Raw genomic sequence first — 6,183 nt, 5'->3', positions numbered from 1 at the left:
TAATCTTATAAGAAGAGTTTAAGGAACATTCTAAAGTGTTTGCCGATGTACGCGATCGGTAAGCGATTAATAACTGCGCGAACAGTTATTAATGCTGAATGTTCTTTTTACGTTCAATTAAGTTATTTAAATTGTATAACTATTACAGACAAATAGCAAATCAAAATAGGAAATTTCCTATTTTGATTTGTTTATTCTTTTATTTTACGATACAGATATTGAGCAATTGTCTCTTTTTCTAGTTCAATATATGAGGTGCCTTTAAGGTAATATACATTTTCAAGTTGTTTGGGCAATTTATCTTTTAATGTAATTTTTACCTTATAAAATGTTTCATTATTTTTTGTTTCTTCAGGGAAATTTGAAATATATTTAACTTTACCCTTCAAATAAAATTCTTCTTTTTTCGTTTTAAATCTGATGGACACTTTTTGTGTATTATTCAAATTTAAAATGTCTTCGCTAGTAACATATACAATAATTTCTTTATCCTTACTTTTATAGATTTGATATAATACATTAGGAGGAAAAAATGATAACATATAATGCATTAGATATATTGAATCAAAAACAGAGAGTTATTAGTTCGAATGGAAAAATAGTAGGTTATATTAATAAAACGTATTCAAATATTTTAGTTAAATTAATAGATATAATTATACAAGGTGGTTTTTACACTTCTTTTACAATTAAGGATCATACTAATAAAAATATTGTATTCAAATCTGAATATTTAAATACAATTGTTACAAAAAAAAATATTAAATGTTGTTATCAAAATCAAAATATAATATTGAATTATGATAATATGTGGGAAGAAACAGCTAGTTTTAAATATGATAATAAAAATTTTTACGTAAAATTAGACTCTAATAGATATTGCATTATTATGGATAATGAAAATAAACCATTATCTATTTGGAAAAATAGAGATGAAATTTGCAGTTTAGAAATTTTGGATTCTTCTTTCGACTCATTAGTATTCCTATTATTAGGTATATCTCATGCTTTTAGTAATAGAGTATGAGATATACAATATTAAGATGACGTCATTTATAATGTTAAATATACATCTCTTTCATAATCATACTAATGGTTTCATTAATAGCATCTTGGTTTATTCCTATGTATTTAAGAGTAACAGATTGAGAAGAATGATTAAATAAATCCATTAATAAAGCGACATCTTTCGTTTTCTTGTAGTAATGGTAACCAAACGTTTTTCGCATTGAATGTGTACCGATTTCACTTAATCCGATTGCTTTTGCTGAATGGTTGAGTATTCTATAGGCTTGTACACGGCTAATCGGTTTATCATTACCCTCAGAATTGAGTTTATTACTTTTAAACAGATAATCTTCGTCCTCTAAGAACTGAATATAACGATCAATATCCTCCTTTAGATGATAAAGGGGGATTTGTTTTTGTTTACGGGTTTTCTGCTCTCTTAATTTTATTATATAATCTTTAATATCTTTTTTCTTCAGTCCCAACATATCGCTCACTCTCAGGCCACAGTTAATTCCGAGATTAAACAGAAAAACGTCGCGTTCCGATCCATAGTAAGCGAGCGCCTCTTTCATCTCCTGTATCTTTTTCACGTCTCGAATCGGTTCTACGCTGTTCATCCAAATCACTCCTATATGATACGTATAATGTACGTATTGATATCACTATGATACATTATTTCAGGCATAAAAATAAACCCCTTTTGTGCTGGGGTTTTGTATGTAACATAATTTATATTGTGTTACATAAAATTCAATCCAAATTTATACTGTTCATTTCCAATCTTTGTTTTAAATAAATATATGCTGGTTCTTTCGATATATATTTATCACATGTTTTTAAAAGATAATCACATTTTTTTGTTAAATACATTTTATTATCTTCGCTCGATAAATGATAATAATCTGAATTATCTGCAACATCTAAACATTTTATGATTAGAGCTTCTTTACCAAACTTAGCACTTCTATTTATTGTATCAATATTCTTTTCCAGTTTATCGCTAATCGAATCGTTAAAAGACAAAGCTTGTACTAAGTCAGCTAGTCTTTTGCTGAATGTTTCTGAAATTTCTTGTTTCGTGCATAAAGTATCTTCTAATAAATCATGCATTATAGCTCCTAAAATAATTTCCTCGCTATATTTCATTTCAATTGCTTTATACATAACATTTAAACAATGAAAATATACAGGTTTACCAAAATTATGTAATGAATTATTAAAATGTCCTGCTGTAAACAATAAAGCCTTATTTATTAATTCATTATTCATATTTGTCTCCTAATTATGATTTATATGAAAACAGCATTTTAAATAGCTATTATCCAAATCTTTAATTAAATAATATATACATGATACACTATTTCAGATATAAAAATAATCCTATCTGTTTACGATTTTTATCATATAACATAATTACCTTTCTTTTTTATGAAGTAACTAAATTACCATTGTGTTACTTAATCAGACAAATAAAAATAAATGCACTCACAAAGTTAATATGTGAGTGCATTCAACTATCAATAATTTATTCCTGATATTTTATTTAAAATCGTTCTATCTTTATATGAACCTAAAGATATTTGATGATCATTAAACTTTTCTTTTTTTACTTTTAATGGTGGTTTTAAAGTATTTATATAGTTATTTATATTCATATCTGTTTTTAAAAATCTAATACATTCTTGTGCATCATCTAACTTATATATAAATTCTTTATCAGCATTCACAAAGATACAGTTGTCATTCATGTTAAAGGACTCGATTGAATTCGATGGATCACATAGATGAAAGAAGTTTTGCAGATTTGAATTTTGTAACATCACTTTTGTAAATCTAGAAATATTCTCATTTAGTATGATTGGTTTACCATAATATAATTGTTTTTTATAGTGTTCATAAAGTTCACTTTCTTCAATGTCATAATGAATTTTTGTTTGCTTATATTCTAACGTTAACAATAACTGATCTTTATTTATTGAAAAGAAATACGCTTTGTTATTGTTTAAATTTATAAATAGTTCTCTCACTTTTGTTCGATGATTTTTCTCTTGAATATACGAAATATCATCAACATTAAACTTACCATGAGTTAGTAATCTATCTATCGATTTTTCCGATTCCTTCTTGATAGGGTTATCCTCACTCAAATTATCATACCAAGTTAAAACTTCAGTATTTGCTATCTAATCTCTATCTCGATGTGTGTTAATATATTCCGTAATTTCATGCCGTATATTCTCCATATTTTTTGCAGTTTTCTTAATTTTGCTTATAGACTTAGAGTTATTTTTAACAAAGTCTTTTTTATCATTAACTAATTTCTTTCTCATCTCATCAAACTTATTTAAAAGGTTAGAAGGAATAATTATTGGTGTAATAACGTCCGCTATCAATTCTTTGTAATTTGTTACTTCTTTATTGAATACTTTTTCTAATTCAACATTAACAAAATCTATATTTTTATCAAAACCAAATTCATTAACACATGTAGAGCCTACCCAAAATTGGTTTCCATTTATCTTATTCTTTACTAAAAAAACGATTTTCACCTGAGTATTTCCACACAGTTCACATTGATAGTCTTCTTCTATGTACCTACTCTCATTTGCGAATGCATATTCAGTCCTCGCATTATTTAAAATGGCAGATCCATATTGGGAAATTTCATCTTTTATATTTTTAGGAGCGTTATCTAATTGCCCTTTTGTAAATGAAACTATCTTATTCTGATTAACATAAGATAGTAATGAAGGATATTTTTTTATCTCTTCCGAATCCTTAATAATATTTAATTCTTTTTCGCTTAATTTATCCAAATAGCCATCTCCATTCTTAGTGTTTTAATCTCTCAATTTTTGATTTACTTTCAAGAAATTTATATTTAATCATCTTTTAAATAACCTACTTAAAAATCCTTTATTATCTGATTGTCTATCTTCCTTTAAATCATTATAGAAGTTGTCGACTTTATTATCATTAGCTATTGTATTTTGTACACTATCGTCTTGATTGTCTTCTTTAATCTCATTCAATTCTATCTCTAATACTTTTATCTTTTCATTACTCTGCAATGCCAGTGATTGTTGATTATGGAGTAATTTCTGCTGATTATCTAATGTTTCATTTAATTTATTAATTTGAGTATCTTTAACGTTCATTTGATTTTCTAAAAAGGATATTTGCTTTTCTTTATCTTCTAATTGCTGCTTCAAAAGATTAATTATATCATCTTGCAACTCTCTATCTTTAACGTCCTCTTGATCATCATTATTTTTAATATCTTGATCTATGACGTCAAAAATGGTTTCTAAATTTAATTTTTCATCTAATGGTTTTTGATTATTAATACTCTCTCCTATCTTAAATGCTTGTTCATTAGTAATAACCAGTGCATTATCTACTTTTTCTAATTCTATATTTAGTCTTCTAGCATGATTTAATACCGTCATTTTAGTGACTGAAAACCTTTCAGACAATTCCTTAAGTGAATAATTCATTTATACTCTCCTTTTATATTATATATTCTCATATACATTCATTATACCTGATATAGCAATACTTATATAACAGGTTATACATTTCATAAAATTGATTATATGTTTTATATAAGTAAGTATATAAACAGTGTATAAAATCAATAAATTCAAATATAATAGCTATATAAATAATAAATTATGAGGTGATTACAATGTCTGAAGAAATTAAAGAAGAAACAAAAAGAAAGTTTGGTTTTTATCATCGCAAAGGTGAAAAGATTAAAGTTGTTTTTACTGACGGAAAAGCTATCACTGGAACATATTTATTTGCACCACAGTATGAGATCATTATCGAAACAGAAGATGGACGAGAAATAACGATATTTAAACATGCTGTAAAGTATATCTATGTCATTGATTAGTTTTACAAAGAAAACTAGATGATATATAATGAACTTAACAAGGATTAGTTCCATGGAAACACCGAACCCCCTGACTGCTGGAACAGTTAGGGGGTTTTTTAGGTGCTGGTATGCCGTCTTACGACTTACGCTGATCTAACCAGTGAGAAAACAACGCAAGGACAACACCGACAACAATCGGCGCAACTATATTTACAAGGATATAGTCCATGGAGATCACCTCCTTCCATAAGATCTCGCCTATGGAAGTAAAGACGGCGTACTCATTATACCGAATTACTATGGTTTCTTCTATAGTGCTTACCTTATCCATTTTATCTCTCAAAAACACGTGGCATAATAAGGAGAACGATAAACATCAGGAGGATATACGATGACAAATATTGATTATGAAAAAGAACTACAAGCGTTAGAAGAAAAAAAGAAACAACTATTAAAAGAAAAGCGTGAAAAAGATAAGAAAGAACTTCAGACCTTAAAAGCAGTTTTTGGTAAAGACTTCCCAAGAAAAGAGAATGGTAAATTTATCTCGTTAGATGAATTTAAGAAGAATTATGTCATTTCACATAAGGATCAATCAGGAAGTGAGCTGAATGAATTGAAAGCAGTTCAGGAAGAACTCAATCAATTAAAGAAGACACTGAATGGGATTGCGGATGCAATGGACGATTCAAGAGGCTACTGGCACGTGAGTGATCTTAAGGGGTTAACAAACTGGTTATCACAGTTTAGAACGAAGGGCTAAACTGTGATAACCAGTCTTACAAAAGATACGAGTATACAGTATCTTTTGTATCGAATTGATTGGAATAGGATGACGAAAGGAGTCAGCGTATTCAAATCAATTGGAGATATTTTCTACAAGAATCCATCCAAACATCATGTGATGTTTGGATGGATCTTTGTATTTCATATCATCTGTATATTTCGAAGAAATAGACGATGATATAAGACGAAAGGGTTAAGGGAAAAGCTTTTCCCTTACAAGGAGGTGGATGAGACTTTGCGAAGCAAATGTATACATTCGCACTGCTTGACCAAAACATTTTTTGTACAATTTATGGTATAATTGAGATAAGCGTAGTGATAGAACAATTGGACATAAATGTTTTGTGTTCTTGTGATGTGATGGCTGTTGTTAATCTCAAATGTGAGCGAATAGTGAGTCATTTGGATTTACAACAATCGTGTGAATGGCTGCGACCGAATAGGGAGCAGTCTGAACCGATACATCACATCACTTCGGCACGGAGTGGCGTAAAAAATGACGAATG

General features: G+C 28.4%; 10 protein-coding genes. 3 read left to right on the top strand and 7 right to left on the bottom strand.

From position 1 onward, the window contains the following. Nucleotides 1-191: 191 nt before the first annotated feature. Nucleotides 192-542, bottom strand: a complete 351-nt coding sequence (locus ACZ2V4_RS11470) for an HlyD family secretion protein (RefSeq protein ID WP_232751072.1) — start codon at nt 540-542, stop codon at nt 192-194. Here ACZ2V4_RS11470 and ACZ2V4_RS11465 point away from each other — a divergent pair. Further along, complete coding sequence (locus ACZ2V4_RS11465; protein ID WP_101143103.1) at nt 533-1,027, top strand: tubby C-terminal domain-like protein; 495 nt, start codon at nt 533-535, stop codon at nt 1,025-1,027. The two genes, ACZ2V4_RS11470 and ACZ2V4_RS11465, sit on opposite strands and share 10 nt — an antisense overlap. Before the next feature lie 34 nt (nt 1,028-1,061). Here ACZ2V4_RS11465 and ACZ2V4_RS11460 read toward each other — a convergent pair whose 3' ends face one another. The 5 genes from ACZ2V4_RS11460 to ACZ2V4_RS11440 form a co-directional block, all read right to left on the bottom strand. Further along, a complete protein-coding gene (locus ACZ2V4_RS11460) occupies nt 1,062-1,628 on the bottom strand; it encodes a tyrosine-type recombinase/integrase (protein ID WP_101143102.1) in 567 nt (188 codons plus the stop codon). A 133-nt stretch (nt 1,629-1,761) separates the two neighbouring features. Then, nucleotides 1,762-2,280 carry an HD domain-containing protein gene (locus tag ACZ2V4_RS11455; protein ID WP_490514924.1) on the bottom strand — a complete coding sequence of 173 codons (519 nt, stop codon included), beginning with the start codon at nt 2,278-2,280 and terminating at the stop codon, nt 1,762-1,764. A 248-nt stretch (nt 2,281-2,528) separates the two neighbouring features. Continuing rightward, complete coding sequence (locus tag ACZ2V4_RS11450) at nt 2,529-3,158, bottom strand: hypothetical protein (RefSeq protein WP_490514923.1); 630 nt, start codon at nt 3,156-3,158, stop codon at nt 2,529-2,531. A 36-nt stretch (nt 3,159-3,194) separates the two neighbouring features. Next, on the bottom strand, nt 3,195-3,827 hold the full coding sequence (locus tag ACZ2V4_RS11445; protein ID WP_490514922.1) for a hypothetical protein: 633 nt from the start codon (nt 3,825-3,827) through the stop codon (nt 3,195-3,197). 69 nt (nt 3,828-3,896) lie between these two features. After that, nucleotides 3,897-4,508, bottom strand: a complete 612-nt coding sequence (locus tag ACZ2V4_RS11440; protein WP_490514921.1) for a DUF536 domain-containing protein — start codon at nt 4,506-4,508, stop codon at nt 3,897-3,899. A 191-nt stretch (nt 4,509-4,699) separates the two neighbouring features. On the opposite strand from ACZ2V4_RS11440, the gene ACZ2V4_RS11435 reads away from it, so the two are divergent. Further along, nucleotides 4,700-4,909 carry a hypothetical protein gene (locus ACZ2V4_RS11435; RefSeq protein WP_490514920.1) on the top strand — a complete coding sequence of 70 codons (210 nt, stop codon included), beginning with the start codon at nt 4,700-4,702 and terminating at the stop codon, nt 4,907-4,909. A 118-nt stretch (nt 4,910-5,027) separates the two neighbouring features. Here the strand turns inward: ACZ2V4_RS11435 and ACZ2V4_RS11430 are convergent, their stop codons facing one another. Next, on the bottom strand, nt 5,028-5,120 hold the full coding sequence (locus ACZ2V4_RS11430; RefSeq protein WP_157819867.1) for a type I toxin-antitoxin system Fst family toxin: 93 nt from the start codon (nt 5,118-5,120) through the stop codon (nt 5,028-5,030). A 162-nt stretch (nt 5,121-5,282) separates the two neighbouring features. On the opposite strand from ACZ2V4_RS11430, the gene ACZ2V4_RS11425 reads away from it, so the two are divergent. Next, nucleotides 5,283-5,654, top strand: a complete 372-nt coding sequence (locus ACZ2V4_RS11425) for a hypothetical protein (RefSeq protein ID WP_490514919.1) — start codon at nt 5,283-5,285, stop codon at nt 5,652-5,654. Nucleotides 5,655-6,183: the final 529 nt, after the last annotated feature.

This window comes from Macrococcus sp. CoH-51_TC_04, from assembly GCF_058188655.1.
The sequence above is the reverse complement of the archived record's forward strand: the minus strand, read 5'-3'. Positions and strand labels throughout refer to the sequence as shown.